The organism is Kouleothrix sp., assembly GCF_046328425.1.
Lineage (GTDB): Bacteria > Chloroflexota > Chloroflexia > Chloroflexales > Roseiflexaceae > Kouleothrix.
Genome location: NZ_JAXLWP010000009.1, coordinates 183,509 through 209,939 on the forward strand (window position 1 = coordinate 183,509; position 26,431 = coordinate 209,939).

Annotated in this window: 22 protein-coding genes; 10 read left to right on the top strand and 12 right to left on the bottom strand. The window is 67.5% G+C overall.

Annotated elements, in window-relative coordinates:
• From rodA to U0177_RS10415, 3 genes are all read right to left on the bottom strand, one after another.
• Complete coding sequence (rodA, locus tag U0177_RS10405; RefSeq protein ID WP_409570558.1) at window positions 1–1,104, bottom strand: rod shape-determining protein RodA; 1,104 nt, start codon at window positions 1,102–1,104, stop codon at window positions 1–3.
• Between the two features lie 68 nt (window positions 1,105–1,172).
• Entirely contained in the window at window positions 1,173–1,745 is a 573-nt protein-coding gene (locus tag U0177_RS10410) for a class I SAM-dependent methyltransferase (protein ID WP_409570559.1), read from the bottom strand.
• 23 nt (window positions 1,746–1,768) lie between these two features.
• Window positions 1,769–3,919: a right-handed parallel beta-helix repeat-containing protein gene (locus U0177_RS10415; RefSeq protein ID WP_409570560.1), complete on the bottom strand. Its 2,151-nt coding sequence runs from the start codon at window positions 3,917–3,919 to the stop codon at window positions 1,769–1,771.
• 416 nt (window positions 3,920–4,335) lie between these two features.
• Between U0177_RS10415 and icd the strand changes: the two genes are divergently transcribed.
• Window positions 4,336–5,688 carry an NADP-dependent isocitrate dehydrogenase gene (gene icd, locus U0177_RS10420; RefSeq protein ID WP_409570561.1) on the top strand — a complete coding sequence of 451 codons (1,353 nt, stop codon included), beginning with the start codon at window positions 4,336–4,338 and terminating at the stop codon, window positions 5,686–5,688.
• 235 nt (window positions 5,689–5,923) lie between these two features.
• On the opposite strand, the gene U0177_RS10425 is transcribed toward icd, so the two are convergent.
• The 3 genes from U0177_RS10425 to U0177_RS10435 form a co-directional block, all read right to left on the bottom strand.
• Complete coding sequence (locus tag U0177_RS10425; RefSeq protein WP_409570562.1) at window positions 5,924–6,574, bottom strand: cyclic nucleotide-binding/CBS domain-containing protein; 651 nt, start codon at window positions 6,572–6,574, stop codon at window positions 5,924–5,926.
• Between the two features lie 180 nt (window positions 6,575–6,754).
• The gene (locus U0177_RS10430; RefSeq protein ID WP_409570563.1) at window positions 6,755–7,006 is read right to left on the bottom strand and encodes a hypothetical protein; all 252 of its coding nucleotides are present in this window, start codon (window positions 7,004–7,006) and stop codon (window positions 6,755–6,757) included.
• A gap of 71 nt (window positions 7,007–7,077) precedes the next feature.
• A complete protein-coding gene (locus U0177_RS10435; RefSeq protein ID WP_409570564.1) occupies window positions 7,078–7,692 on the bottom strand; it encodes an RNA polymerase sigma factor in 615 nt (204 codons plus the stop codon).
• Between the two features lie 236 nt (window positions 7,693–7,928).
• On the opposite strand from U0177_RS10435, the gene U0177_RS10440 reads away from it, so the two are divergent.
• Both U0177_RS10440 and U0177_RS10445 read left to right on the top strand, forming a co-directional pair.
• On the top strand, window positions 7,929–10,475 hold the full coding sequence (locus U0177_RS10440) for an SUMF1/EgtB/PvdO family nonheme iron enzyme (RefSeq protein WP_409570565.1): 2,547 nt from the start codon (window positions 7,929–7,931) through the stop codon (window positions 10,473–10,475).
• 124 nt (window positions 10,476–10,599) lie between these two features.
• Window positions 10,600–11,409: a hypothetical protein gene (locus U0177_RS10445; RefSeq protein ID WP_409570566.1), complete on the top strand. Its 810-nt coding sequence runs from the start codon at window positions 10,600–10,602 to the stop codon at window positions 11,407–11,409.
• Between the two features lie 150 nt (window positions 11,410–11,559).
• Here U0177_RS10445 and U0177_RS10450 read toward each other — a convergent pair whose 3' ends face one another.
• Complete coding sequence (locus U0177_RS10450) at window positions 11,560–11,964, bottom strand: globin (protein ID WP_409570567.1); 405 nt, start codon at window positions 11,962–11,964, stop codon at window positions 11,560–11,562.
• Between the two features lie 246 nt (window positions 11,965–12,210).
• Here U0177_RS10450 and U0177_RS10455 point away from each other — a divergent pair, with 246 nt between their 5' ends.
• A complete protein-coding gene (locus U0177_RS10455) occupies window positions 12,211–13,056 on the top strand; it encodes an IS5 family transposase (protein WP_409568944.1) in 846 nt (281 codons plus the stop codon).
• An 89-nt stretch (window positions 13,057–13,145) separates the two neighbouring features.
• Here the strand turns inward: U0177_RS10455 and U0177_RS10460 are convergent, their stop codons facing one another.
• The 4 genes from U0177_RS10460 to U0177_RS10475 all read right to left on the bottom strand — a co-directional run bounded on the left by U0177_RS10460 (window position 13,146) and on the right by U0177_RS10475 (window position 18,228).
• Window positions 13,146–15,335: a CHAT domain-containing protein gene (locus U0177_RS10460; protein WP_409570568.1), complete on the bottom strand. Its 2,190-nt coding sequence runs from the start codon at window positions 15,333–15,335 to the stop codon at window positions 13,146–13,148.
• 2 nt (window positions 15,336–15,337) lie between these two features.
• The gene (locus U0177_RS10465; RefSeq protein ID WP_409570569.1) at window positions 15,338–17,251 is read right to left on the bottom strand and encodes an N-acetylmuramoyl-L-alanine amidase; all 1,914 of its coding nucleotides are present in this window, start codon (window positions 17,249–17,251) and stop codon (window positions 15,338–15,340) included.
• 216 nt (window positions 17,252–17,467) lie between these two features.
• Window positions 17,468–17,611, bottom strand: a complete 144-nt coding sequence (locus tag U0177_RS10470; protein WP_409570570.1) for a hypothetical protein — start codon at window positions 17,609–17,611, stop codon at window positions 17,468–17,470.
• 233 nt (window positions 17,612–17,844) lie between these two features.
• The gene (locus U0177_RS10475) at window positions 17,845–18,228 is read right to left on the bottom strand and encodes a response regulator (RefSeq protein WP_409570571.1); all 384 of its coding nucleotides are present in this window, start codon (window positions 18,226–18,228) and stop codon (window positions 17,845–17,847) included.
• Window positions 18,229–18,456: 228 nt separating this feature from the next.
• On the opposite strand from U0177_RS10475, the gene U0177_RS10480 reads away from it, so the two are divergent.
• The 6 genes from U0177_RS10480 (at window position 18,457) to U0177_RS10505 (ending at window position 25,970) form a co-directional block, all read left to right on the top strand.
• The gene (locus U0177_RS10480; protein ID WP_409570572.1) at window positions 18,457–18,819 is read left to right on the top strand and encodes a helix-turn-helix domain-containing protein; all 363 of its coding nucleotides are present in this window, start codon (window positions 18,457–18,459) and stop codon (window positions 18,817–18,819) included.
• 118 nt (window positions 18,820–18,937) lie between these two features.
• The gene (locus U0177_RS10485) at window positions 18,938–19,411 is read left to right on the top strand and encodes a DUF1992 domain-containing protein (protein ID WP_409570573.1); all 474 of its coding nucleotides are present in this window, start codon (window positions 18,938–18,940) and stop codon (window positions 19,409–19,411) included.
• 168 nt (window positions 19,412–19,579) lie between these two features.
• Complete coding sequence (locus tag U0177_RS10490; RefSeq protein WP_409570574.1) at window positions 19,580–21,469, top strand: hypothetical protein; 1,890 nt, start codon at window positions 19,580–19,582, stop codon at window positions 21,467–21,469.
• An 86-nt stretch (window positions 21,470–21,555) separates the two neighbouring features.
• Window positions 21,556–21,930 (top strand): response regulator transcription factor, encoded by a 375-nt coding sequence (locus tag U0177_RS10495; RefSeq protein WP_409570575.1) that lies wholly within the window; start codon window positions 21,556–21,558, stop codon window positions 21,928–21,930.
• Window positions 21,927–24,263 (top strand): response regulator, encoded by a 2,337-nt coding sequence (locus U0177_RS10500; protein WP_409570576.1) that lies wholly within the window; start codon window positions 21,927–21,929, stop codon window positions 24,261–24,263. The genes U0177_RS10495 and U0177_RS10500 overlap by 4 nt, the downstream gene beginning before the upstream one ends.
• 51 nt (window positions 24,264–24,314) lie before the next feature.
• On the top strand, window positions 24,315–25,970 hold the full coding sequence (locus U0177_RS10505; protein ID WP_409570577.1) for a response regulator: 1,656 nt from the start codon (window positions 24,315–24,317) through the stop codon (window positions 25,968–25,970).
• 29 nt (window positions 25,971–25,999) lie between these two features.
• Here the strand turns inward: U0177_RS10505 and U0177_RS10510 are convergent, their stop codons facing one another.
• The gene (locus tag U0177_RS10510) at window positions 26,000–26,386 is read right to left on the bottom strand and encodes a response regulator (RefSeq protein WP_409570578.1); all 387 of its coding nucleotides are present in this window, start codon (window positions 26,384–26,386) and stop codon (window positions 26,000–26,002) included.
• Between the last annotated feature and the right edge of the window lie 45 nt (window positions 26,387–26,431).

Consider the following 26,431-nt stretch of genomic DNA (forward strand, 5'->3'; position numbering starts at 1 on the left):
TCAGAACATGATCCGCCGGCGGTGCAGCGCCACGCTTTGCAGCAGGCCCACGGCCGCGAGCGCGGTCATGTTGAAGCTGCCGCCATACGAGATGAACGGCAGCGGGATGCCGGTGATCGGCATGATGCTCATGTTCATGCCGGCGTTTACCAGCAGGTGGCACATAAACATCGCGGCCACGCCCACGGCGATCAGCCGGCCGAAGGTATCGCGCGCGATCTTGGCCACGGCCAGCGCCTGCCAGATCAGCAGCGCCTCAAACAGCACCAGAATGGTGGTGCCGATAAAGCCCAGCTCCTCGCCGGCTGCGGCGAAGATGAAGTCGGAGTACTGCACCGGGATGTAGTTGCCCTGCGTCAGCGGGCCGTGCGTCCAGCCCTGGCCGGTCAGGCCGCCCGAGCCGATCGCGTTCAGCGCCTGAATAATATTCCAGGCGCCATTTTCAAGCTTCGGATCGTACCTGATCGGGTCGAGGAAGATCAGAATGCGCGTCTTCTGATACTCCTTCAGCACCTCGGTCCAGCCGTAGTAGCCGATCGGCAGCGCGGCGACCAGCAGCAGCGCGATCTGCCACCAGCGCATCCCGGCGGCCCAGGCGATCATAAACCAGATCGTGGCGATCACCAGCGTGGTGCCGAAGTCGGGCTGGATGAATACCATAGCCATGGGGATGCCCGCCAGCAGCAGCCCGCCGACCTGCATGCGCCAGGCGCCGCCATCTTTGGCGAAGCGCTCCCAGTAAGCCGCCAGCGTCAGGATAATCGCCAGCTTGGCCGGCTCGGAGGGCTGGAAGGTGCGCAGCCCGAGGTCGAGCCAGCTTTGCGCGCCGCCGCGCACGTGGCCCAGCACCATCACGACGCCCAGAATGGCGACCGTGCCGATGTACATCGGGCGCGACCATGCCAGCAGGGCGTGGTAATCGAGCGCGGTCAGCAGGGTCATCGCCACCGCGCCGACGATCAAGTTCACCAGGTGGCGCGCGAAGTAGCCGCGCGTGCCGGGGCTGTTGAGCGTGGTGGTGTAGATCAGCGCCAGGCTAAACCCGGTGAGCACGATCACGCAGCCGAGCAGGAAATAGTTGTAGTCACGCCATGTTCGCGACATTGCCGCATACCGTTTGTGTGGTTTGTTCCGCCGGCGCTGATTATACCACGCCGTGTCGCGCGGGGCGGCTAGCGCGGATGTGCGCGCTGCGTGCTGAGGTAGCAGCGCGCGCGCACGCGCTCGGCGGCGATCTCGCCGAGCGGCGCCCAGCCCCACGCGGCCTGGATGTGCGGGCGTTTGTGCGGCGTGACGATCAGCAGGTGGCCGGCCAGCAGGCTGAGCTGGAGGGCCAGCGCCGGCAGCCGCGACAGCGGCGCCAGGTGCAGCGCGAAGCTGCATACGATCGTGTCGTAGTGCCGGCCCGCCAGCGCGCCGGCGGCGATCTGCTCGAAGGTGTAGCGCTCGGCGGCTCGGCCGGTGCGCTCGGCGTAGGCCGCGTAGGTGTACGGGTCGATCGCGTCGATCGCGACGGCGCCCTGCGCCTCGAGCGCCAGGCTCGCCTCGCCGCTGCCGCAGGCCAGGTCGAGCACGCGCCCAAGCGGCGGCTGCCAGCGCGCCACCGCCTGGGCCAGCAGTGCGGCGACGACCGGCTCGTGCGGGTTGCGGTAGCTGGCGCCAAATTGCTGGTAGAAGCCTTCGGCGCCGTGCTGCTCGTAGGCCGGGCGGATCGCCTGGTGCTGCTTGTTGTTCTGATGCGGCATTGGCGGTTTGCCCTGCGGCCAGGCTAGCGGAGGACTATCGGCACAAACACGTCCCAGGTGGCGTCGGGCGGGCGCGTCGGCAGCGGCGCGGGCGCAACTGCGTCGACGGCGGGCGCGAACGGCGAGGTATTGCCGAGGCTGTCGGTCTGCGTGGCCGTCAGGTGCGGCTCGCGGATGGCGTTGGGGTTGAGCGCCAGCTGAAAGCCGCCGTCGCTGCCGGCGATCGTAGCGCCGACGAAATCGCGCCCTTCGTCGTGGGTATCGGTGAACACCTCGACGCGGCACGAGGCGCAGCTACGCCCGCTGATACTGCTTTCGGCCACCCCGCTGATCTGCGGCGGCGACACGTTATCGTTGCCGCCATTCACCAGCAGAATGCCGCTGCTCTGATTGTCGCTGATGCTGTTCGCCAGGATGCGGTTCGATCGGCCGCGGAACACCGTCACACCGGCGGCAGTGTTGGCCGTGATCTGGTTGTTGGTGATCAGCGTCTCGGTGGTGTCGCTCACTACCACGCCGCCGTGGATGCCGCACTCGGGCCACGGGCCGGCGCCGCCGCCGTTCTGCGCGATCTGGTTGCGGTCGATCGTGGTGCGCGAGCCGGCGATGCACAGGCCCGAGCGGCCGTTCTGCTCGATCGTGTTGCTCAGCACGGTGGTGCCGTTGCCGAGCAGCAGCAGCCCCGAGTGCTGGTTGAAGGCGATCACATTGTTCGGCCCGATCGTGTTGCCGTCGCCGCCGACGCGCACGCCGTTGGCCTGGTTGCCCAGCTGGGCCTGCCCGTCGGCGGCGACGCCGATCAGGTTGCCAAGCACGCGGTTGGTCGGCGCGTCGATCCGGATGCCGCCAAGGCCATTGTAGGCCACGACATTCGCGGCGGACGGTGCGCTGTCGCCGATCTGGTTGTTCTGCGCGCCGCCGGCTATCAGGATGCCCTGGCGGTAGTTGCCGGCAGGGCCGGTGCCGCTGGCGTTGGTGCCAATGTAGTTGCCCACGATCAGGTTGCCGGCGGTGCTGGCGTCGGAAAGGTAGATGCCCTGGCCGAACGGCGAGGCCGGCGTGCCGTTGCCCGAGATGACATTGCGCAGCGCCGGGCTGGCCCCGCCGATCTGAGTGCCACGCGTGCCGTTCACCGCAAAAATGCCGCCGCTGGCGTTGCCGAGCGGCGTTTTGCCGTCGGCGGCCATGCCGATCAGGTTCGCCGCGATCGTGGTACCGACCGCTCCGTCGAGGTAGATGCCAGTCGCGTTGCCCGAGATCAGGTTGCCCTGGCTCGCCGCGCCGATCTGCGTGGCGCTGGCGCCGCTCACCATGACGCCCGCTACTTTGTTTGGCAGCGCGGCCTGGCCGCCCTGGCCAACGCCGATCCAGTTGTTGGCGATGCTGTTGCGCTGGGTCGAGGCGCCGGCCACGAGGATGCCCGAGTGCTCGAGCGCGCCGATCAGGTTGCGGTCGGCCGCGCTGTCGCCGCCCACCAGGTTGTCGTGCGCGCCGCCGCGGATCTCGACGCCGAAGTAGCTTGCGGCCGCGGGCGCGCCGCCGCTGGCGCTGGTGCCCAGAAAGCAGCCGCTGATCTGGTTAAACGCGGCCTCCGGCCCGTCGAGCAGAATCGCGTCGTCGTAAAAGTTCATCAGCGTGAGCGCGCGGATGCTATTATGCGCCGAGGTGATTGTAAAGCCGTTGCTGAAGCCGGCAGCCGCGTACACGTCGTAGCCGTCGAGCGCGATCGTGGGGGCCGCAGCCGTGCCACCTGGCTGGGTGCTGCCGTCGATCGTCAGGTTGCCGCGCGCGAGCGTCGGCAGCGGGCTGGCGCCGAGCCGGATCACCCACACGCCATTCTGGTAGCCCTGGTCGCCGCTGGGCAGGTTGAAGCCGATCGTCAGCGGCGCGCTCGTGGTCATGGCGTTGGTGGCCAGCAGCGCCTCGCGCAGCGCAATCGCGCCGTCGGCGCCGGGCTGGGCCGCCAGCGCGTCGAGCGAGCTGGTGTTGCCGTCGACGGTATCGGCGCTGGTGGTGACGAGGATGCTGGTGCGCGGCGCAGCGCCGGCGCTCGGCTGGCGTACGGCGGCAGGGTAGGCCGCAGTTGGCGTCGCCGGCCCGCAGACGAGCAACAGCATGCACAAGGGCAGCGCAAGCATGGCACCGCCCCAGTTGATGTGTCGCCGCATGGGCATGCGAGGTTTCCTTGCGGAGCACGCGCTGCTGCGTGCTCACTGGCGGGGGAAACAGCGAATTCGGTATGTGCAAAAGAAAAAGCGGCCGGCGTTTTGCCTCACAGCGGCGCGCTCTGACGAACGTTTCCACCCAAGCGTATGTTCGCGCAGCCCATTATACCTGCTAGGCGCGGCAGTTTCAAGTAAAAAAACGGTTTACACAGCGCCGCGCGGCGTTTTTCGGCTCCAGGCTCTGCTACAGGAGCGGGGCAGGGGTGGGCCGAGGTTGCGCGAGCCCGCCGGCAGCACAAGCGCCTGTCATAACCACCCGAGCGATGATGTTATAATAGCGGGCGGTTTCACGCCGAGCGAATCAGGGCGCATGCCAGGCATCGCACGCGCCTTGCCCATCAGACTGCACACATAAAGGAGAACGTATGACCGCGACAAGCTCACAGGCTCCTGCGGGCGAGGCCATCACGATTGAAGGCGGTATGCTCAAGGTGCCCGACTTCCCAATCATCCCGTTTGTCGAAGGCGACGGCACCGGCCCGGATATCTGGCGGGCCAGCGTGCGCGTGTTCGATGCGGCGGTGGCCAAAGCCTACGGCGGCAAGCGCAAGCTGATGTGGTACGAGGTGCTGGCCGGCGAGAAAGCATTCAAGCAGACGAACAACTGGCTGCCCGACGCGACGGTGGCGGCGTTTCACCAGTACCTGGTGGGCATCAAAGGCCCGCTCACCACGCCGGTGGGCGGCGGCATTCGCTCGCTGAACGTGGCGCTGCGCCAGATGCTCGACCTGTACGTCTGCTTGCGGCCGGTGCGCTACTTCCAGGGCGTGCCCTCGCCGGTGAAGCGCCCCGAGCTGGTGGATATGGTGATCTTCCGCGAGAACACCGAAGACATCTACGCCGGGGTCGAGTACCGCGCCGGCACGCCCGAGGCCCAGAAGGTGCTCGACTTCCTGCGCGATACCTTTCCGAAGGATTTCGGCAAGGTGCGCTTCGGCGATGTCGCGAGGTCGTCGGAGTGGGTGCGCCAGATCGGCCTCGACGCCGACGCGCCGGTGGAAGTCGGCATTGGCATCAAGCCGGTGAGCAAGCTCGGCGCGCAGCGCCTGATCGCTGCCGCCATCCAGTACGCGCTCACCCACCAGCGCCGCAGCGTTACATTCGTGCACAAGGGCAACATCATGAAGTTCACCGAGGGCGCGTTCCGCGACTGGGGCTACGACCTGGCCGAGGGCGCGTTCGGCGAGCACTGCTACACTTGGGCGCAGTGGGAGCGCACCAAGGCCGCGCGCGGCGAGGCGGCCGCCAACGCCGAGCAGAAAGAGGCGCTGGCCGGCGGCAAGCTGCTGGTGAAAGACGCGATTGCCGATATTACGCTGCAGCAGGTGCTGACGCGCCCCGAAGACTTCGACGTGATCGCCACGCTGAACCTGAACGGCGACTACCTGAGCGACGCGCTGGCGGCGCAGGTGGGCGGCATTGGCATCGCGCCGGGCGCGAATATCAACTATGTCACCGGCCACGCGATCTTCGAGGCCACCCACGGCACCGCGCCCAAGTACGCCAACCTCGACAAAGTCAACCCCGGATCGGTCATCCTCAGCGGCGACATGATGCTGCGCTACATGGGCTGGAGCGAGGCCGCCGACCTGATCATCAAGGGGCTTGAGCAGTCGATCACCAACAAAACCGTGACGTACGACTTCGCGCGCCTCATGGCCGGCGCCAACGAGGTCAGCTGCTCGGGCTTCGCCGACGCGATCATTGCCAACATGTAGTGCCAAATCCTGCAGCTCACGCGCTGTATGTCAGGGGTTCGGGGGCGGCTTTGTCGCCCCCTGCAGCTCACGCGCTGCGTGGTGGGGGTTCGGGGGCGGCGAAGCCGCGCTCTGCAGCTCACGCGCTGCGTGGTGGGGGTCGGGGGCGGCGAAGCCGCCCCCGAATTTCTTTTCGAGATGCCCTGCCTGGCGAAGCCGGGCAGGGCATCTCAAAAGTAAAGTGAACCAAGCAGACCTACAGGTGATCGTCCTCAACTGGCTCGGGCGGGCCCCAGCCGCGCTCTTCGACGACCTGGAACAGGTCGGTGTCGCTGATGATGCCGACCGGCTCGTCGCCCTCGCGCACCACCGCGCGGCGGATATTCTTGTCGATCATGAGCTGGCTGCACTCGCGCAGGCTGGTCTCGGCCGTCACGTAGATCAGCGGGCGCGTCGCGATCGTGCCCACCAGCACCTCCTCGGGCGCGCGGTTGGCGTTCACAATGCGCTTCAGCACGTCGCGCATCGTCATGATCCCCCACTCGCCGTAGTCGCCTGGCTCGACCAGCACGCTGGTGATGCCGTGCTGGTGCATCAGGTGCATGGCCTCCATCACGTTCGCGCCCGGCGCCACCGATATCACCTTGCGCGTCATCACCTCGCCGACGCTGAACGGCCGCTGGCGGTCGATCGACGGCGATGGCTTGGCCATGGTTTTGGCCAGCGACTGGCGGTACGCGTCGAGGTTATACATCGCCACGCTCACCGAGCGGCGCTGCCCGCGCGCGGCGGCGAGCTCCATGCTGCCTTCGAGGAACGTGACTAGCACGAACGCCTCGCTCGCGACCGGCGCATCTTCGAGGAGTTCGATCGTCTGCCCGTTGAAGCGACCAGCAATGGTGTGCATCGGCTACCTCCTTATCGCGAAACGTAGGTTGTATCATGGTTTGGCAGCCATACTATACCACAGAAGCGATCTAGCGTTGCCCATCGCCGCGCCGCCGCGCTGGCTTGCCATAACCTGGCCGGTTCTGAGTTTGGTGCGCTGGCCGGCGGGTCCGGCGGCCGGCTGGCGCGGATGCAGCCGCTAGCGCGTGGGCGGCTCGCCCACCGCGCGCTCGATCAGCGGCTCGGCCGCTTCCGCCTCGGCCAGCGCCTGGGCGCGCAGCCGCTCGAACGCCTGCCGCTCGGCCGGCGCCAGCCGGCTGAGGATCAGCTGGAAGTTCTTGATCGCCTGCTCGCCGCTTTGGCCGCGCAGCGGCACCCCAGCCGCGTTGGCCTGGTTCGGGTAGAGCTCAAGCTCGGCCGCGCGCGCGGCGTCGTTCTTCTGTTGGCTCACGGCATCCTCCCCGGCGTAGTGCAGCACGCGCGTCGCCTGGCCCGAATGCTACTTCCAGCGGCCACGAGCGTCTATGACGCCTGATACAGTTGCTGTAGATCGCGGTTGCGCTGCAGCCGCTCGAGCATATTGCGCTTGGTGCGGTAGACCGCGCCGATGTCGGCGAACAGGCCCGGGTGGCGGGCGTAGATCGCGCGCGGCGGCTGGTCGTGCAGAAAGCTCTCGACGAGCACGGTGCGCTCTTGCGCTGTGCTGGCCATCGCGCCGACGATCTGCCAGATCTCGCCGCGCTCAAGCTCGCCCACCAGCGCGTGCTCGGGCGTCTCGGCGGCGCACAGCTCGAGCGCCTCGATCGAGCACTCGCGCGTGGCGTTGCTGCGCCCCGCGTCGATCACCGTGGTCGAGACGCAGCTGCGCAGGTAGGCCAGCAGGCTTGCCAGCGTCGGGAACTGGCCGAAGCGCTCGGGCGTGAGCGCGGCCCACGCGCGGGCGAACGCCTGGTCGGCCAGGTCGGCGGCCTGGTCGTTCAGGCCCAGCCGGTTGCTGAAGCGAAACGACCAGGCCAGCAGCATGCCGCGGTAGCGCGTGTAGATCACCGCCCAGGCGTGGCTGTCGCGCTCGACGATTGCGCGGCGGAACAGCTCGTAGCCCTCGCGATCCGGCAGGCTGAGTGTTGCTGTGCTCATTGCATGCTCCTTGTGTTTCAGGTTGAACCTGGCGCAAGTGAAGCATGCCGGGGGGCGCACGAAGTATGAGTTTGCGCTACAAAAAGTGAGATAAAAAGTGATAATCGGCCTTCCGGCTCGTTTATTTCAGTGGAAGCAACCGTGCGAGCCGGGTATCGACAGGCCCTGATGCGATATGACCAGGACTTACGCAGCTGCTTTCAGGCGGCTTCGAAGCCCTAGCTATGTGGAGTGCCATGGAAGAGAACGAGCTGATCTCGTTCGGCGAGTGGCTGCGGCTGCGGCGTAAGGCGCTCGACCTCTCGCAGGAGGCGCTGGCCCAGCTGGTGGCCTACAGCGTCGCCACGATCCGTAAGATCGAATCCGACGGCCAGCGGCCCTCGCGCGACCTCGCGGCCAAGCTGGCCGAGCAGCTGCGGCTCGCGCCCGACGAGCGCGAGACGTTTGTGAGCGTCGCGCGCGGCGCGCTGCGCGTCGGCCGCCTGCCGCCGCCGAACCTCGACGCGCCGGCCCTGCCGGGCCGCCCGGCACCCGCTTCGGCGATGCCGCCCTGCCCCTACCCGGGCATGCTGCCGTTTAGCGAGTACGCCAGCGACCTGTTCTTCGGCCGTGATGCCGAGATCCACGATATGCTGGCGCGCCTGCAGCTGCACCCGTTTCTCGCCCTGATCGGCCCATCGGGCAGCGGCAAGTCGTCGCTGGTGTTCGCCGGCCTCATCCCGGCGATCAGGCGCACAACGCTCTTTGGCGAGGGTGGCTGGCTGATCCGCACGCTGCGGCCTGGCGCCACGCCGCTGGCCGCGCTGGCGCAGGCGCTCGACGCCGCTGGCGAGCGCCCCGATATTGCCGCGTGCGCCGCCGCGCTGCTGGCCTGCCACCGCCAGGCCCGGCTGCTGCTGGTCGTCGACCAGTTCGAGGAGCTGTTCGCGCTTGAGCAGGCCGAGGCCGCGCCATTTCAGGCGCGCCTGCTCGAGCTGCTGGCCGCCGGCTGCTACGTGGTGCTGACGGCGCGGGCCGACTTCTACGCCGACCTGATGGTGTCGCCGCTGTGGCCGACGATCCAGCGCAACCGCTGCGAGGTTGTGCCGCTCGACGCCGCCGGGCTGCGGCTGGCGATCGTTGGCCCGGCGCGCGCGGCTGGCGTCACCGTCGAGCCGGCGCTTGTCGAGCGGCTGGTGGCCGACGCAGCCGGCGAGCCAGGCGTGCTGCCGATCGTGCAGGAGACGCTGCGGCTGCTGTGGGATCGGCTCGAGAACCGCGCGCTCGCGCTGGCGGCCTACGAGGCGATCATCCTGCCCGGCCGCGGCCAGGCCAACGGCCACGGCGGCCGCGTCGGCCTGCACGTGGTGATGGCGCGCCGCGCCGACGCCGCGCTGGCCGCGCTTGCGCCAGCGCAGCAGGCGATCGCCCGGCGCGTGTTTCTGCGGCTGATCCAGTTCGGCGATGGCCGGGCCGACACCCGCCGCCAGCTGCCGATCGCTGCGCTGCGCGCCGCCGGCGACGAGCCTGCGCTGCTCGACACGACCGTGCAGCACCTGGCCGAGCAGCGCCTGCTGACGCTCAGCGGCGCGCAGGGCGGCGCGCGCCAGGTCGATATCGCCCACGAGACGCTGATCGGCGGCTGGCCGACGCTGGGCGGCTGGCTGGCTGAGCGGCGCGAGGCCGAGCAGGATCGGCGCCGGCTCGAGGCTAAGGCCGCCGAGTGGCTGCGCCGCGGGCGCGGGCGCGCCAGCCTGCTCGACGAGTTCGAGCTGGCCGAGGCCGAGCGTTGGCTGGCGCGCCCCGACGCCGACGAGCTTGGCTACGACGAGGCGCTGACCGCGCTGGTAGAGGCGAGCCGCGCGGCGATCGATGCGCGCGCGCGCTCCGAGGCCGCCGCCCAGGCCCAGGCGCTCGCCCAGGCCCAGGCGCTGGCCGAGACCGAGCGGCGGCGCGCCGAGGCCCAGGGCCGCGCGGTGCGCAACCTGCGCGCGCTGGTGGCGCTACTGGCCGTGCTGGTGCTGGCCAGCGGCGTGGTGCTGGCGCGCCCGGCCTGGCTGCGCCAGCGCGCGATCTGGCTCAGCCCGACGGTCGCCATCGCCGTGCCGGGCGGCGCCGCTACCATCGGCTCGAACGACACAGGCGCGCCTGCCACGAGCCGCCCGGCGCGGCGCGTCGCGCTGCCGCCATTCGCGATTGACGCCCACGAGGTGACGAACGCACAGTACTGCATGTGCCGATCGGCCGGCGGCTGCGCCAATGATCCGATCTACGATCGCCAGCGCGTCTGCGACGCCGCGATCGCCAGCCTGCCCGTCACGAATGTGTCGCTGCCGCAGGCCGCCGAGTACTGCGCCTGGATCGGCCGGCGCCTGCCGACCGAGATCGAGTGGGAGTGGGCCGCGCGCGGCGCCGATGGGCGGCGCTTCCCTACCGGCGCTGCGCTGCCTGGCGCGGGCCTGGTAAACCTGCATACCGCCGGCCCAGCTGCGGCCGGCGCCGCGCCCGGCGATCGTACGCCCGACAGCGGCGTGCAGGATCTGGCCGGCAACGTTCAGGAGTGGACGGTGTCGCTGTTCCTGCCCTACGCCGACCCGCGCGCGCTGAGCGTGTTCTGGCCCGAGCAGGTCAGCGGCGGCGCGGCGCCGGTGGTGGTGCGCGGCGGCAGCTGGAACACCGGCGACCAAGGCGCCGAGGCGCTGCGCCGCTACCCGCTGCGCCCCGACCAGACCTACGGCTACATTGGGTTTCGCTGCCTGAGCGGCCAGCCGCTCGACGCGCTGCGCCAGGCCAACCAGCGCTAGGGCGCGCGCAGGCTATGTTTACTACACAGCCTGTGTCGCACTGCGGCGCGCATGCCCAAAAAGCCGCCAATTGGGCGTTTAGTGATCTAGGAGACAGGCAGCTCTCAGCACCGAGGAGGTTCGCATGAGCAAAGCATCTGCCACGCGCGGCTATACACCCGAGCGCAAGGGCATCCCGATCGAGTACAAAGAGTACCTCAAGCACGACGGCTATGTCACCGGCATCGCCTACTTCTCGAACCCGCAGGGCCTGGGCAACTTCCGCATCTACGTCAGCGGCCCGCCCGAGTCGGTCGACCGTTTCGCCGCCGAGGCCAGCGTCATCGCCATGCAGATCGCCCCTGGCACCGACAAAGACTACGAGCAGCTGTTCGAGCAGCAAGCCGAAGCCTGCCGGCGCCAGAACGAGCGCCTGCGCCGCCAGGCCGACGCCATCCGCAAGCTCTCCGACTCGGCCTTCATGGATGCGGTGGATGCGGATGAGCGCCGCGACCTGATCCGCGCCGCCTCCGACCCGCGGCCCCAGCACGACGCCTGCAAGCCCAACCTGCGCCGCGACCGGCTGATCGAGATCGAGGTGCTCGACAGCCTCAAGCCGCGCGTGCCTTACTTCCTGAGCTATACCATCGACCCGTCGGTGGCGCGCGGCACCTGCGATATCTGGAGCCTGTTCGACGACAACGTGATCGATACCTGGGCCAACCTTACCTGGACGGGCGGCGACCCCGATCTGTATCTGTATCGCGGCTTCAGCGAGATGGCGCGCAGCGTCAATGGCGCGGGGGCGAACGAGAGCGTGTACGGCTGGGGCGGCGTTGGCGCCTGGCGGCTGCACGTGTATGGCTACAGCGACGCTAGCTCGTACGAGATCTCCGAGACGTACCGCTGGTATCAGGATTGGGGCGGCGACGACGTGCCCGAGTCGCATTTCTAGGCGTGGCACAGGGCGCGTGCCGCCGAACCAAGCGGCGCGCATGAGTAGGCCCAAAGCACAGCGTGCCGGGGCGGCTTTGCCGCCCCGGCACGCTGTGCTTTGGTGCTGCTGCTGGCCTTGCGAGATACCACGGCACCTCGCCGCGCCAGCCTAGCCTGTCAGCTCGATGCCCGGCAGCGCCTGCCGGTTGATCATAAAGGTGGCGGCGCGCTCAAAATACTCGCGCAGGGCGCCGCGCACCGGCTCGGCAAAGCCCACCTCGTCGATCGCCGCGAGCATGTGCCCGAGCCAGGCGTCGCGCTCGGCCTGGCCGATCGCGAACGGCGCGTGGCGCATGCGCAGCCGCGGGTGCCCGCGCTCGGCGCTGTAGCGCGCCGGCCCGCCAAAGTACTGCGCGATGAATAGAAACTGGCCTTGTTTGCCCGGCGCTAGGTCGGCCGGAAACATCGGGCGCAGCAGCGGGTCGCGCTCGATCCGCGCGTAGAAATGCTCGACCAGCGCGCGAAACGCTGCGTCGCCGCCGGCGAGCTCGTAGATGGTTGGCTGATCACTCATATGGTGTAGTAGAAGCCCCTTGAAAAAAGCGGTACTTTGCTTTTGGACGTGTCCATTTTCCGCGCGTAGCGCGGAAAATGGACACACGATGATCAAAAAGTACCGTCAACATGCACGGCTTCGGGAAGCCGAACAGCGCAATTGCGTAAGCCCTAAGTGTCTATCCGTAAATGGGGAGGGGTGGACAACGAGACGTAGCCGCCCGACAATACTGGTGCAGATCGGTATCGTCAGAAAGGCTACGCCATGCGCTATCCTAGCACAAAACCGAAGAACGTTGACTACTTTCGTGTGCCACGCCCGCTGTGGCGCAAAATCAAGCGCTTGCTCCCCAAACAACCGGTCCGTCGTGGCCCGGGACGACCGAGGGCTGACACCCGCGCGATTATCAATGGCATCTGGTATGTCCTGTGGACCGGCTGCCAATGGAAAGCCGTCCATCGTTCGTGGTTTGGCGTTTGCAGCTCGGTCATCCACGACCGCTTTCAAGTCTGGGAGCAGCAAGGCCGCTTCGCCAAAATACTGGAGGTGCTGCTACGCTTTTACAACCGCACGCGCCACATCCAGTGGACCTGGCAATCGATTGACAGCCGTAGTGGTGCGGCGCCACTGGGCGGCCAAGCGACTGGAAAGAATCCGACCGACCGTGCGCGTTCAGGCAGCAAAATCCACCTGGTGGTCGATCAGCGCGGTGCACCCATCGCCGTGCGGATCACCGGGGCAAATGCAGCCGACAAAACGATGGTGCGCGAGCTGGTGGTCACGATTGCGGCGAAACGACCGACACAGCAGCAACACTTCTGTGCCGATCGCGGCTATGACTACAGTGATGTGCATACCTTTGTCCTGGAGAGCGGCTATACGCCGCACATCAAACATCGGCGACGACGCGGCGAAGCGGCTGCGCCGGCTGGTGACGTGCCAGGCGAAGCTGGTTTTCCGGCGCGGCGGTGGGTGGTTGAGCGCACCTTCAACTGGTTACTCAAGCGCCGCAGCCTGCGCACCCGCTGGTGTAAGAAGGCCAGCAATTGGTTAGCCTTGGTGCAACTTGCCTGCGCCCATATTTTGTGTGACATGGCAATTTACGGATAGACACTAAAGAGTATTATACCAAATCCGGCTGATCGCCTGCTTTATAAGGGATCAGACGGAGTTACTGCACTAGCAGGCAGTTCGCCGGCTCAGGCGCCGCGCGCAATCGCCACCTCGCCATTGCTATACAGCGCGTACAGCAGCCCCATAATGTTATTCTTCTTGGTGGCGTACTCCATGCGCAGGTCGCGCAGCAGCTTGCCCACTGGCTGGCCGCCGGCGGTGAAGCGCTTGAGGAACTCCTGGCCGAACTCGGCTCCGAAGGCTGCCGGCGTCTCGACCTCGGTGCCAAGCACGCCGCGCGCGCCGCGCAGCAGCAAAAACGGCACCCAGCCGTCGTACAGGAACGGGCTGAGCTCGGCGCTCTCGCAGGCGTTCAGGAACACCAGCGGCGCCTGCCGCAGCGGCTCGGCCGCCGAGCGGGTCTTCTGCTTGGCCTCGGCCAGCGTCAGCCGCCCATCGCTCAGCGAGATGCGCGAGTAGTCGGTGCCGCCCTCCTCGCCCGTCTGCATGCTCAGGGCGTGGCAGTAGAAATAGATCAGCGGTGGGCTGTCGGGGCCGCGCAGCAGCTTCAGCAGATCGGTAGTGGTGGGGTAATCGCTCACGCTGACGCCCGGCAGCCCGCGCAGAAACTCGCGCTGGCGGCGCACCAGCGGCGGGTCGAACTCGGTGAAGTCGCTGTCGATCGTGTTATTGCACACGAACGCCACGTCCACCGTATCGCCGACGCTGATCGTCGGCACGAAGTTTACCAGGTCGCCAACCGAAAACTCGGGCAGGTACTCGATGACGTGCTTGAGGCCCCAGAAATGCTCGGGGCTGGGGTTCTCGAGATCATCGTCGTCGCCGTCGAAGATAAACGCCCACGGGAAAAAGAAGCGCTCGGCGACGATCTGGATGTTGAGCTGGTTCTGGCGCGACAGACTCGTCAGCAGCTTGCCCATGTTCTGGGCGTTTACGTCGAGGTTATTGCGGAACAGGTTATCGAACAGCAGCGCGCCGGCGCTAGCTAGCTGCTTCATGGCTTCTTTGTGCGAGATCTCGTCGATCGTGGTGCTGTCGTTCTGGTACACCGCCTCGCCGGCAGCGTTCTGCATATGCACAATGTTGAACAGCGTCTCGCGCGCGTTCTTCACCCAGTCGGCCAGCGCATTTTCGGTGATGTTGAGGCGGGCGCGTGCCACGCCGCCGCCCTGCACCAGGATCTGGTAGCCGTTGCCCTGGTTGATGATCACCACGTTCACCGTCTGGCCCTGCGGGCGCTCGGGCAGCGCCGCCGCGCTCGTGAATGTCAGGCCCCTGGCTTCGGTGCTCACCGCCTCGGCGCCGCGCGGCAGCTGCTCGCCTACCTGCGCCGTCAGCTTGACGCGCTGGAACAGGTTGCCGTTGATGTAGATGATCGCGTTCAGCGTGTTCGGGCCGGTCTTGCTGGCCTCGATCGTGAAGGTGATGGTATTCCTCGACGCGATGTTCGGCTCGGTCGGCACCACGATCTCTTGCGTGTCGACGCCGTACAGCGTAAAGTCGCCGGGGTCGAGCGTGATCAGGATCTTGACCAGCTTTTTGCCGGCGGCGTAGCGCTTGATGTTCGTGCCGAGCGCCCCGCCCCCGCCTACGATCAGCTGGGCATCCGCGCGCGGCTGGTCTACGTCGAACTTCAGCTCGTACGGCACGAATACCTGCATGGGCATTGTATCGCTCACGCCGTCGACCCAGCCGTTGATCACGCGCGTGTCGGGCGCGGCTTCGTCGTCGGGCGCGGCGCCGGTCGGCGCGGCCTCGGCCGGCGTGGTGCGCGGCAGGCCCTGGGGTTGCCCGCGCTTGGATGGCGCGTCGTCGATCAGCACGCGCGGGCGGCCCGCCGCGCCGCGCGCGAACGGGTCGGCGGTGGCGCCGTCGGCGGCGTAGTACTCGCGGGTCAGCAGCCCCACTACCGCGCCATTCGCTAGCACCACCAGCCGCCGGCCGGGCTGCTCGTCGCGCAGCTCGCGCGCCTGGCGCAGGCCCATGCTGTCGATCTCGATCGCTGCCACTGGCGCGGGCAGCCCGGCCAGCGCGCCGATCGGGCTGTCCAGCGTGGCCTGCGGGTTGGCCGCGCCGATCTGCTCGATCTCGTTCCAGCGCACCACGATAAACTGGGCGCCGTCGGCGGGCCAGACGACATAGCGGTAGCTGCGCTCGGCCTGTTGGCCGCCGAGCATGCCATACACCGCCGCGACAGTGTCGGCCGCCGACACCTGGATGTAGTTTGTGTTCAGCTCATCGCGAAGGCCTGCCATTGCTACCTCCGTTCGCTCAGGCGCTGCTGGAGCCGCGCCCATGGAAATTCGGCCGGGTCGTTCGGGTCGTCCGGGCTCAGGTCGCTCCAGCGCCGTAGCGCGTCGGCCGGCAGGCCATGGCGCGCGCGCAGCGTGCCTACGAGCCAGGCCAGCGCGTCGAGCTGGCCGTCGGCATAGCCCGCCGGCCCGCGCTCGGCGGCAATGCCCAGGCTCACGCGGTTGATGTTCTGCTCGCGCCCGCGCCACTCGGCCATGCCGGCGTGCCAGGCCGCCAGATCGTCGTCCACCAGCTGGTAGATTGCGCCGTCGGCGGCAACATAGTAGTGCGGCATGGCGCGCGCCTCGGGGCTGAGGTAGCCTGCCAGCGCGGCGTCGGCCGGGCCGGCGTCGCTGTGCAGCACGATCAGGGCGATCTTCGAGCCGCTGCGCGCGCCGAACGCGGTTGGCATTGCCTCGGGCGCGCCATACTGCAGGATGTGGAACGGCGCGGCGCCGGGCTCGCTGGCGGCGGCGCGTGGCGCCAGGCGATCCGAGAGCACGGCCGGGCGGGCCGGCGCGCCGGCAACCAGCTGGCTGAGCCGGCGCACGTCGCTCCAGTTTGGCACCACGTTATACAGCGTATCGGTGGCGTACACCTGGATCGCGTACTGCGCCGACCCCACCGCCACGCGGTACGAATCCGACAGCGGCGCGCCCAAGTTCCAGCTGCGCGCCAGCTGGTGAAATGCCCAGTCGGGGTGGTACACCGCGCCCGAGCGGGCGTATGTTTGTGTCAGCAGCGCGTCGCGCAATCGCACCGAGGCGGCGTCGGCGCTGGCGGCCAGCTCGCTGACGCGGTGAATGTCGCTCCAGTTTGGCACGCGATTGTAGAGCGTGTCGAGCGCGAACACCTGGAAGCTGTACTGTGCGCCGTCGACGGTGATAGTCGCGCTTTCGCCGAGCGGCGGGCCGAGCTTGCTGATCATCGCGTACTGGTGGAAGGCCCAGTCGGCGTGGAATGTCGCTCCGCCGGCGCGGTAGGTCGCGTCGAGCAGCGCGCGCCCGAGCCCGCCCGGCGGGATGCTGCCGCGCAGCAGCTCGGAGAGGCGCCGCACGTCGCCCCAGTTTGGCACCTCGTTGTAGAGCGTGTCGCGCGCGAACGGCTGGTGGGCGTAGCTCTTGCCGTCGGCCTGTAGCTGGGCGCTGCGGCCGATCGGAAAGCCCAGGCCATTCTGCACGGCGTACTGGTGAAACGCCCAGTCGCTGTTGTAGCCCTCGCCGCGGCGCTTGTAGCTTTCTTCCATCAGCGCCTCGATCAGCGCCTCGCGATCCGGGGTGGGTGTGCCGATCGGGCCAGGCGGCGGCGGCGGCGGCGGGGTGGTGTTGGCCAGCCACGCATCGACCTCGCCAAACACCCAGTCTTTGGTCACGGCCCAGCCGGGGCAGCTCTTCTGGTTGGTGTAGTCGCGGTGGAACGAGATCAGCTGGCGCGGTGCGATCGCCAGGCGCTTCGCGATGCCGCCCATCACCGCCTTGGCGTTCTCCCACACCGCGCCGCTCGGCCGCGCGCTGTCGTAGTTGCCAACCATCTCGAGGCCGATCGAGTACCAGAATGCGCCGTTGGTGTAGCCCGAATTGCCGGTGCCGGCGTGGATGCCGACATCCTTGAGCGGCGTGAACAGCCAGATCCCGTCGGGCGCGGCGTACACATGCGGCGCGGCGCTCCAGCCTTTGCCCGCGTAGAAGCGCTGCATGCCCTGCATCGAGCGCAGGCCGGCCCACTGCGCGACGGTCGGGACAAAGGTGTGGTGCAGCACCAGCCGCGAGGGCGCGACTGCGCCGAACTGGTAGCCAGCAATATAGGCAAGCCAATCGCGGATGCTGAGCTGCCGCCCGATCATCGGCGGCGTGCCGCTGGTGGGGTCGTTCGTGGCCACAGGCAGCTCCTCGGGTGGCGCGCAGCCGCCAGAGCGCTGCGCTGGAGGGTACGCCCGATCGTAGCACGCCGATCCTGCGGAGTCAAGAACCGGGCGCCTTCGCCCAGGGCTCGCGCAGTGCCCTTCGGCCCGCTCGCCCGCCAGCGGAGCGAGCGCAAAAGGCAGCGTGGGGGGGGGGGGGCCGAAACCGCCACACTGCAACGCATCTCGCAGCCTCTACGAATCGTGCTTGCGCTTGATATGCAGCTCTTCGGTGCGGCCGGTGCGCTCGCGCGGCCGGTCGTCGTTGAGGTAGGGCAGCAGGATCAGCGTGAGGATAATCATCGCGACAAGCAACAGCCCCGGGTACGATTGCAGCATTGAGCAGCTCCTGATGATAGGCTTTGGCGGTCGGCCCCCGCGCGGGTGTCTGGAGGGTCGCAGACCTTCCGAGACATTATTCTGGTGCGGCGAAGCCGGCCCGAGACCCCCACCGCATAAGCCCTGCGGTTGCAGGCACAAAAAAGCGCGGCTGCATAGCCGAGTGGCATGCTACCGCGCTAGAAAGCTTGAAACAATGGCGTGAAACTGAAACGCCGCTGAAAGCCCGCTGCTCAGCGCAGCACGTCGCGCACGATCTGCTCGAGCCGGTCGAGCGGGAATGGCTTGGGCAGGTAGTGATCGACGCGGTGCTCGCGCGCGCGTTTTTCGAGCTCGGGCGTGGCGTAGGCCGTGATCAGCACCACGCGCGTCTCGGGCGAGGTTTCCTTGATCGCGTCGGTGAGCTGCAGCCCATTCATGCCGGGCATGTTGTAGTCGGTGATCACGAGTGGTACGCGGCGCAGCGCGATCTGGGCCAGCGCCTGGGCGCCGCCGTTGACCGTGACAATATCGTAGCCGCCGGTGAGATCGCGCATCAGCCGATGCAGGATGATCAGAATATCTGGCTCATCTTCCACCAGGATGATCGCCGGATTACGGGCGGGTTGATCGGGCATACACTCGCTCCTCAGCAGGCGTCGCGCACCATGTCATTTCGTTCATTTTAGCATACAGCGCGATCACGGGCAACCGGGCGGATGCTGCCGGGGCTCGTGCGCGCTCTTTGACCCCGCCACCTGGCCCGCTTTCGCAGCCGGAAGAGGTGGCAGGGCGAGATTGGACGCGCCAGAGGCTGCATGGTATGCTTTGTGCGCAGTGCAAATGCCAGCATTTGGGAGGACAACATGGCCAGCTTGAATGAACGCATTGCCGAGGTGCTCAAGCGCAAGCGCCAGCGCGATCGGCTGACGCAGGCCGATGTGGGCGCGCGGATCGGCGTGAGCGGCTCGTATATCGGCAGCATTGAGTCGGCCGCCACCAGCGCGCGTGTCAGCGAGCTCGAGGCGCTTGGCACGGTGTTCCGCACCACCGCGTTCGACCTGATCTGCGAGGCCGCCAAGCAGGATGGCTACACCTTTTCGGCCTCGAGCCGCGAGCGCGATGCGTTTCTTTCGCTCTACGATGCGCTCTCGCCCGAGTACAAAAAGCAGGCTCGCACGTTCCTGCTGTTTCTGCGCGAGCAGCAGGATAAGCCCGCCGAGGGCTAGCCTGCTCGCCGCCTGGCGTGGCGCCGGCGCGCCTACCATCCGCTTCAAGTAGTCTGGCACTACCACACTTGTGATATAATGAACAATCAATGACGACTGCTACCGAAGGAGCGCCGCGATGAGTGACGACACAAAGCGCGACGAGCCCGCGCGGCCCGAGGCGCCGCCGGTGCTGCGCCGCCCGAATCATCACACCCTGCTCGACCAGATCATCGGCAAAGCGCAGGCCGAGGGATTGTTCGACAACCTGCCCGGCCAGGGCCAGCCGCTGCAGCTCGATGCCGACGAGCTGGTGCCGGCAGAGGATCGGCTGGGCTACCGCATGCTTAAAACTGCGGGGTTCGCCCCGCCATGGATGGAGGCGCGCCGCGCGATCGACGAAGAGCGCGCCCGGGTGGCCGCCTGGCTCGACGACGCGCGCCGGCGCTGGCCGCACCAGACGCCAGCGGCGCGCGCGGGCTTGCAGGTGGCCTACAAGCGCAAGCTCACCGACTTGCAGCGCCTGATCACCAACTTCAACCTCACTGCGCCGCCCGGCGTAGCACATATCGAGGGCCTGCGCATGCCCGAGGAGCTGGCCAAGCTTGGCTAGGCCGGCATGCGCGCAGCACGGCTATCTGCCTGCGCGCACTGCCGCCGATGGTAAAAACCGGCGCCGCTTAGCGATAAAGTAGCGCGTGGTATAATAATGCCAGCTCGGCGTGCATCCTCTACGACAATAGCAACCCATATGGAGCGAATATCTCTGCTTACGAGCATTTTGCTGCGACTTAACGATCTACTCTCGGCGTCGGTGCTGATCGTCGCGTTTTCGCTCCTGGCCTATATTGCACTCCAGAACTGGCACACCGCGATCGCGCGCGCGCTCTGCGTGCTGCTGACCGGCGTAGTGATTGTGTCCGGCGGCGATGTGCTGCTTGGCCAGGCCGAGCACGACGCAACGATCCAGTTTTTACTGCGCGCGCAGTGGCTTGGCATTACGCTGGTGCCCGCCGGCTATGTGCATCTCTCCGACGCGCTGTTGAGCTATAGCGGCCTGCTCAGCCGCCGCAGGCGCTGGCTGGTGGCGCTGAGCTACGGCCTGAGCCTGGGGTTCTTTGCGCTGGCGCTCAGCGGCGACCTGCTGCTGCGCGGCGGGATCGCGCGCGGGCCGCTGGCGCAGTTCGGGGCCGGGCCGCTGTTCGGGCTGTTCGCGATCTACTTCGCGATCACGATTGGCGGTGGCCTGTGGGCGGTGTGGCAGGTGCGCCGGCTGGCGCTTACGCCAACGCTGCGGCGGCGCCTGACGTACCTGGGCGCGACGTTTCTGGCGCCGGGGCTGGCGGTGTTTCCCTACCTGGTGATCGCCGGAACCTACGATTTCCTGTCGAACAACGTCGTGCTGCTGCTCTCGGCCATGGGCGCGGCTGGCGTGGCCATGATGATCACGATCATGGTCTACAGCATCGCCTTCCAGGGCCTGCTGCTGCCCGATCGGCTGATCAAGCAAGACTTCATCCGCTGGGGCCTGTATGGCCCGTTCGTCGGCGTGACGATCATTCTGTTTCTGCGCAGCACGCCGGTGCTGGCGAAAACGGTTGGGCTGCCGCTCGAAACGCTGCTCACTTTTGGCGTGATGATTATGACTGTGCTGATGCCGATATTTGTCAGCAAGATCAAGCCGTACCTCGACGCGCTGGTATACCGGCAGGATCGCGCCGAGATCGACTACCTGCGCACGCTGCCACGCAACACCTTCACCTACGCCGATCTGCGCAGCCTGCTCGAGAATACGCTGGTGGTGATCTGCGGCGCGCTGCGCGTCGATACCGGGTTCGTGGCCGCGCCCGACGACGCCAATAGCTATATGGTCAAAACGCTGGTGGGCGCGCGCCGCCTGGTGAAGCGGTTTGTGGCCGAGCACCCGCTGAATGAGATGATGCCCCGGCTGCAGGCGGCGGCGCCCGGCGAGCCTGGCGCAATCCCGCCGCTCGACATGTTTCTGCGCTACGATGGCTTCTGCATGCTGCCGCTGCGCAGCCCCGAGGGCGATTTCCTGGGCGCGCTCGGCGTGGCCTACCCGCAGGGCGGCCTGACGCCCGAGGCGCGCCGGCTGATCGGCGTGCTGGCGCACCAGATGGAGCTGGCGTTGGCGACGGTGCAGATGCAGCAGCGGCTGTTCGATACCCTGCGCGGCATGGGCCCCGAGATGCAGCTGCTGCAGGTGCTGAATACCCGGCTCGAGCAGGCCACGCCGGCCTCGCTCGATACGCTTGAGGCCGAGGTGGCGCTGCTGCCCGAGTTCCCGCAGCTGGTGAAAGACGCGCTGACGCACTACTGGGGCGGGCCGAAGCTTTCCGATAGCCCGCTGCTGGGTTTGCGCACGGTGCGCCGGCTGATCGGCGATCAGGGCGGCAGCCCCACCCGCGCGCTGCAGGCGGTGCTGCGCCAGGCGATCGAGAACCTGCGGCCCGACGACCAGCTCGACCCTTCGGCGCAGGAGTGGCTGCTGTACAATATCCTCGAGCTGCGCTTCCTGCAGGGCAAGCGCACGCGCGATATCGCTGAGCGCCTGGCCATGAGCGAATCCGATTTCTACCGCAAGCAGCGCATTGCCGTCGAAGAGGTGGTTCGCCAGCTGGCGCTGATGGAAGAGTCCGAGTCGCAGTAGCGTCGCCGATTCGTTCGATGGTTGGCTTGGCTCGCCGGCGACGCCACCCGCCAATCGGTGGCTGTGTTTGGCAGCCTGCAATGCGTATGAAGATTTTGCTTGCCGAAGATGAGCCCGATATCCAGTTCGTCACGCGCATCGCCCTGGAGGACGATGGCCATCAGGTGGCGGTCGTTGGCGATGGGCTTGCCGCGCTCGAGGCCGCGCGGCGCGAGCCCTTCGACGTGATCTTGCTCGACGTGATGATGCCGCGGCTCGATGGGCTGGGGGTGTGCCAGCAGCTCAAGGCCGACCCGCGCACGCGCCACGTTCCGGTGATCTTTCTCACCGCGCGCTCGCAGCAGTTCGAGATGCAGGCTGGCATGCACCTCGGCGCGCTGGGCTATATCGTCAAGCCGTTCGATACATTTACGCTCGGCAGCGAGATCGGCGCGCTGCTGGCGAGCACGCCAGATCCATGAGCGAGATCCGCGAGCCAGCCTATCGCCGGCTGCTGTCTGCCGCGGCCGCGATCGAGGCAGTCGGCCGCGCGCCTGCCGATCGGCTGCGCCAAGCGCTTGAGCGCGCCCTGGCCGAGGTGCTGGCCGTGCTCGGCCTGGCGGGCGGCGCGGTGTTGCTGTTCAGCCCGCAGCTGCGTGAGCTTGTGCCGGCCGCCGAGCTGCCGCGCCCGGGCGCGCGCCGCGCCGAGCCGCTCGTGCTCGACGGTAGCGCCGCGCTGGCGGCGGTGCGGGCCGCGCAGCTGCGCGCGCCGGCCTGGGGCGATGCCTGGCCCGGCCCGGCTGGCGCCGCCGCCGACGAACGCTCGGCGCTGGCCCTGCCGCTGATCAGCGGCGCGCGCCTGCTGGGCGTGCTGCAGGTGCTGGCCGTGCCCACGCTGCCGGCCGGCGAGCAGCAGCTGCTGGCCGATCTGGCCGAGATGCTGGCGAGCCGGATCGCCAGTGCTCAGCAGCCGGCCGGCAGCCAGCTTGAGCAGGAGCGCACGCGCGCGCTGGTGGACGCGAGCAACGACGCGATTGTGATGCTCGACCCGCGCGGCGCCGCTACCATGATCAACCGGCGCGCCAAGTATTTCTTTGGCCTGGCCGAGCGCGACGTGATCGGGCGCAGCCCCGAGCAGCTGCGCGCCATGTTCCGGCTGATCTTTGAAGATAGCCGCGCCTTTGAAGCCTGGATCACGCCGCTGCTGGCCTCGGCCGAGGAGCGCGCGGTGATCGAGCTGAACGTGATTCGCGCCGAGCCACGGCTGCTGCAGTGCTTCAGCGCGCCGGTGCTGGGCAGCGACGACCGGCTGCTGGGGCGCATGCTGGTGTTCCGCGACATCACGCGCGAGCGCGAGGTCGAGCGCATGAAGACTGATTTTGTCTCGATCGTGTCGCACGAGCTGCGTACGCCGCTGACGTCGATCCGCGGCTCGCTTCAGCTGGTGCTGGGCCGGCCGCAGCAGCCCGCGCTGGCCGATCGCACCCGCGAGCTGCTCGAGATCTCGCTGAAAAATAGCGAGCGCCTGATCCGGCTGATCAACGATATTCTCGATATCTCCAAGATCGAGCAGGGCTCGATCCAGCTGCGGCGCGTCTCGCTCGACCCGGCCGACCTGTGCCGCGCCGCCGCGCAAGAGGTCGAATCGATCGCCGCGAGCCGTGGCATCGGCATTGTCGTGCTGGCGCCCGGCGATCTGCCGCCGGTGAGCACCGATCGCGACCGGGCGCTGCAGATCCTGACGAACCTGCTCTCGAATGCGATTAAGTTTTCCGAGCCGGGCCAGCAGGTCGAGCTTTCGGCCAGAAAGGGCAGCGGCGCGATCTATTTCGCGGTGCGCGACCACGGGCGCGGGATTGCGCCCGAGGACCACGTGCGGATCTTTGAGAAATTTCACCAGATCGACAGCTCGCTGACGCGCAATGTCGGCGGCACCGGCCTGGGCCTGGCGATCTGCAAGGCGCTGGTGGAAGAGCACGGTGGCCGGATCTGGCTCGATAGTGCGCTTGGCCAGGGCGCGACATTCACCTTCACCCTGCCGCTGGCCGACCAGAGCGAGCCAATCGTCGCGTCGCGCGTCGACCCAAACCTGCCGGTTGTGCTGGTGGTGGACGACAGCGCGGCGACGCGCCAGATCCTGCGCGGGATGCTCGAAAGCGCCGGCTACCAGGTGGCCGAAGCCGATGGTGGCGCTGCGGCGCTGCAGCTGGCGCGCTTTCTTCAGCCCAAGCTGATTGCGCTCGACATCATGATGCCCGACCTTGACGGCTTTGATGTGCTGCAGGTACTGCGCAGCGACACGCTTACGCGCGATCTGCCGGTGCTGCTGATCTCGGCCAGTGGCGAGCACGAGCGCGGCGCCGCGCTGGGCGTGGCGTACCTGGCGAAGCCTTTCACCACCGCCGAGCTGCTTGGCCAGGTGCGCCGGCTGATCGGCTCGCCGGGGCGGCGCGTGCTGGTGATGGACGACGACTACCATGTGCGGCCGACGCTGGTGCGGCTGCTGCGCCGTGGCGGCTTCGACGTGCTAGAGGCCGGCGATGGCCGTAGCGGGCTGGAACTGATCGAGCGCGAGCGGCCCGACCTGGTACTGCTCGACGTGCGAATGCCCGATGTGGATGGCTACGAGATCCTGCGGCGGCTGCGGCAGCTGCCGCAGGTGCGCGTGGTGGTGCTGACAGCTGGCGACGAGCAGGGCGACGACGAAGCGCGCGCGCTGGCAGCCGGGGCGGTGCGCTATCTGCGCAAGCCGATCGCGTCGGACGAGCTGGTGGCCGAGCTCGAGCGGCTGCTGCCCGAGCCGTCGCTGGCATAGCGTGCCAATCGCCAGGCGGCTAGCCGCCACACGCTGCGCAGATGTGCTAGTATGAGCGAGCCGTCGTCGGATAACCAAGATCGCTTTATTCATACGCTTGTATCGCCGCTCACTGCACTGCGTGGGGCGATCGACCTGCTGCGCCACCCGCAGCGCGCCGCGCTCGACCCAACCGCGCGTGATCTACTTGATACGATCGAGCGCAACTACCTGCGCATCAGCGGCTATGTCGAAGTATTGCTCAAGCATCATATGGTGCAGGGTCAGGTTGTTCAGATATCCGTCCCGCTGACACTGCTGGGTATCGAACCGGCACCCGGCCGCGCGCTGGGCACCCCGGTGCCCGACGTGCCAGAACCACAGTTAGATGGCTCGCGTATGGAACAATCGACAAACGCACAGCTAACATATGCCAGCCCGTCGGGGAACGGTGTGGTGCTGCTGATTGGTGATTGGCCCAGCCTGGCAGCGCCGATCGCACCAATGCTGCGCCAGGCCGGCTACGGCGTGCTTGAGGCGATCAATGGCATCGACGGCATCGACCTGGCGCGTGCGCAGCGCCCCGACCTGGTGGTGATCGACAGCGAACTGCCGCTGATCGGCGCCGCGCAGATCACCAAGGTGCTGCGCGAAGACCCCGATACCAAAACCATCCCGCTGCTGTTGGCGGTGCCGCAGCAGCCGCTGACCGATGGGCATGCCGATCTGCTGGTGCTGAACATGCCGCACGCGGCGCTTCTGTCGCGGATCAATAGCGTGATTGCCGCCGCCCGCGCCGCCGACACCCAAACCCCCACGCTGCTCATCGTCGACGACGACGCCGACATCCAGCGCATCCTGATGCTGCGCATGCAGCAGGACGGCTACCGGGTGGTGCAGGCGATGAATGGCGCGGCGGCGCTTATGGCCGCGCAGAAGCAATCGTTCGACCTGATCATTCTCGACTTGCTGCTGCCTGACATCGACGGCTTCTCGGTGCTAGGGGCGCTGCGCGCCCGCAATGCCACCGCCACCACGCCGATTATTCTGCTCTCGGCGCGCGATAGCGCCCCCGAGAAAGTGCGCGGCCTGCAGCTCGGCGCCGACGATTATGTGACCAAGCCGTTCAGCCCGGCCGAGCTGCAGGCGCGCGTGCGCGCCGCGCTGCGCCGCTACGAGCGCGAGGCCGGCGCCAACCCCTCGACGCGCCTGCCTGGCAATATCGCGATCGAGCGCGCGCTGCGCCGCCGGATCGAGCAGGGCGTGCCGTTCGCGGTGTGCTACGCCGATATCGATAATTTCAAGGCCTACAACGATACCTACAGCTTCCTGAAGGGCGACGCCGTGATCCACCAGACGGCCAATGTGCTGCTCGAGGCCGTGGCCCAGCAGGGCAACTACGACGACTTTGTGGGCCATATTGGCGGCGATGATTTTGTGGTGATCACCACGCCCGATCGCGCCGAGCCGATCGCCGCCTACGCGATCCGCAACTTCGATCTGCTCAGCCCGCTGTTCTACGACCCGACCACGCGCAAGGTCGGCTATATCGACGCCGCCGACCGGCAGGGCCGGCCGACGCGCTACCCGTTCATGAGCCTTTCGATCGCGATTGTCAGCACTGCGCGCCACCCGATTCAGCACGTGGCCGAGGTGGCCCAGCGCTCGGTCGAGCCAAAGAAGCGCGCCAAGGATATCGTCGGGAGCAATTTTGTGGTGGAAGAGTAGCGTGGAGCCGGCGCCAGGCCGCCGGTGTGTCAGGCGGCGGCGACGTGCTGGCGAGCCAGGTGCGGCGTCACCGCCCTGCGCAGCTGCTCGCTGATCAGCGGGCGCTCGATGTAGCCGTCGGCGCCGAGGATCTCGGCCTGCTGCGCCAGGCGCTTGCCGGCCGCCGACACCAGGATGATCGGCGTGTTGCGGGTGATGCGGTCGGCGCGGAGGAAAAAGTACAGGTGCGGGTTGTCGGTGGCGTGCGAGAGCTCGAGCAGGATCACGTCGGGCGCGATGCGCTGCACCGTCTGGCGTAGCTCGCTGGTGAGCTGCGAAGCCGAGAGTAGGTGAACCGCGTGGTTGCCCTCGCCGAGCCCCTGCTGCACCGCGCTGGCGACTGCGGCGTTATCGGCGAAACAGATGATTTGTGCCATTGCCCTGCTCCCTTTGCGCTCTCACATTCGCGTCTACTCTCTATA